The 1945-nt window shown below is 70.3% G+C and carries 1 protein-coding gene and 1 pseudogene (1 of these 2 running past the window's edge); one reads left to right on the forward strand and one right to left on the reverse strand.

The window, feature by feature from the left end; translation table 11 throughout:
* Positions 1-392, reverse strand: a pseudogene (locus ACFR9S_RS03415) (NAD(P)/FAD-dependent oxidoreductase) (it extends 899 nt beyond the left edge of the window).
* Positions 393-493: 101 nt separating this feature from the next.
* Between ACFR9S_RS03415 and ACFR9S_RS03420 the strand changes: the two are divergent.
* Positions 494-1810, forward strand: coding sequence for a M28 family peptidase (locus ACFR9S_RS03420; protein WP_379818071.1), 1317 nt, complete (start codon positions 494-496; stop codon positions 1808-1810).
* Positions 1811-1945 lie beyond the last annotated feature (135 nt).

Here is a 1945-nt window from a genome sequence, read left to right on the forward strand (position 1 = left end):
TCGCCGTCGGTGAGTCGGCGCCGGAGCCGGAGCGTCCGAAGTTTGTCGGCGATCGTCACCTCGCGGGAGAGCGCCGAGGGCAGGAGGGCGCCCGGATCGCGGAGCGGGTCCGACAGCGTCGATCGCTTGCCCGGCCGGCAGATGACGCCGCCGGGCGCGAACGAGCGGAGATCGAGCGCGTCGAGATCGAGTTCGCGTCGGACCGCGGGGTAGGACTCGAACAGCACCTGGAACCCGCGGTCGCAGGTGAACCCGTCCACGCTCCGGGTTCGGACCCGGCCGCCGACGTCCTCGCGCCGCTCGAACAGCGTCACGTCGTGGCCCGACTCGGCGAGCCGGCGGGCGGCGACCAGCCCCGCGAGCCCCGCGCCGGCGACGGCGATGTCGCTCATACCGGGCGTTCGAGCGGCGGGCCCATAGCTCCGCCGCCCGCGGAAGCGGCGAACGCGGCCGGAGCCGATAGGTGATAGCCGTCGCCGCGTGAGGGGGAGGTATGGCAGACTGGATCGCGGAGACGTTCAGGAGCGACGCCGGCTGGGATCACCTCGAGACGCTGGTCGACATCGGCAACCGCATGGCGGGCCAGCCCGGCGAGACCGAGGGGCTGGAGGCCACACGCGACGCGTTCGCGGCTGCAGGCGCCCGCGACGCCCGCGTGGAGACGTTCGACCTCGCGGGCTGGGTCCGGGGCGATAGCTCGATCTCGACCCCCGAGACCGTCGAGGACTGCATCGCGCTCCCGCGCGGGCCGGCGGGCGAGGTGACCGCCGAACTGGTCGATCTCGGCGCCGGCCTCCCTGCTGACTTCGAGAACACCGACGTGGAAGGGAAGATCGTTCTCGCGACCTCGGACGTGCCGGACTACTTCGACCGCTACATCCACCGGACCGAGAAGTACCAGTACGCCGTCGAGGGCGGCGCGGCGGCGTTTATCTACGCCAACCACGTCCCCGGCGAACTCCCGCCGACGGGCAGCGTCGGCGGCAGCGACGGCGGTCCGTACGGCGACATCCCGGCAGTCGGGGTCTCCGCGGAGACCGGCGCGCGTCTCGCCCGGCGCTTCGACGGCGAGGAGCTGTCGGTGGCCGTGGAGTGTGAGACGCCCGAGACCCAGTCGGGCAACGCGGTCGCCGAACTCGGTCCCGACACGGAGGAGTACGTGATCCTCTCGAGCCACGTCGACGCCCACGACATCGCGGAGGGCGCGCGGGACAACGGCGCCGGGACGGCGACGATCGTCGAGGTCGCGAACGCGCTCGCGGCCCGCGAGGACGAACTGGAGACCCGGGTGAAGTGCATCGCCTACGGCGCCGAGGAGGTCGGCCTCGTCGGATCGGAACTGGAGGCGGAGAACGCCGACCTCGACGCGATCAAGTCGATCGTCAACGTCGACTCCAACATGGGGAACCGGACGCTCGAACTCACGACTCACCGGTTCGACGAACTCGACGCCGCCGCCCAGCGGGTGAGCGACCGCTTCGACCACCCGATCGCGACGGTGCCGCGGATGGTCCCCCACTCGGACCACTGGCCGTTCGTGCGCTGGGGCGTCCCGGGCTACATGGTGTCGAGTAAGTCCGAGTCCGCGGGCCGGGGGTGGGGCCACACCGAGGCCGACACGCTGGACAAACTGGAGAGCCGGACCCTGCGCGAGCAGGCGATCCTACTGACGGAGCTGGTGGTCGAGGTGGCGGCGGAGTCCGTCGAGATCGAACACGCCGACGCGGAGACGATGGCGGGCTACCTGAAGGAGGAGGATCAGGCGATCGGGATGAAGAAGACCAACGGCTGGCCGTACGAGTTCGAGTAACGGCCGTTATCACTCGTTTTGGGTGTACGATCGAGGGGTCGGTGACTTCGACTGGTACAGCGACTGCGACAGCAACAGCAGTTCGTTCGTAGACCACTTGTGACCGCAGTGTGCCGGGCACGAGGCCCGGCACAG

It is taken from the genome of Halolamina salina, assembly GCF_042678005.1.
Classification (GTDB): domain Archaea; phylum Halobacteriota; class Halobacteria; order Halobacteriales; family Haloferacaceae; genus Halolamina; species Halolamina salina.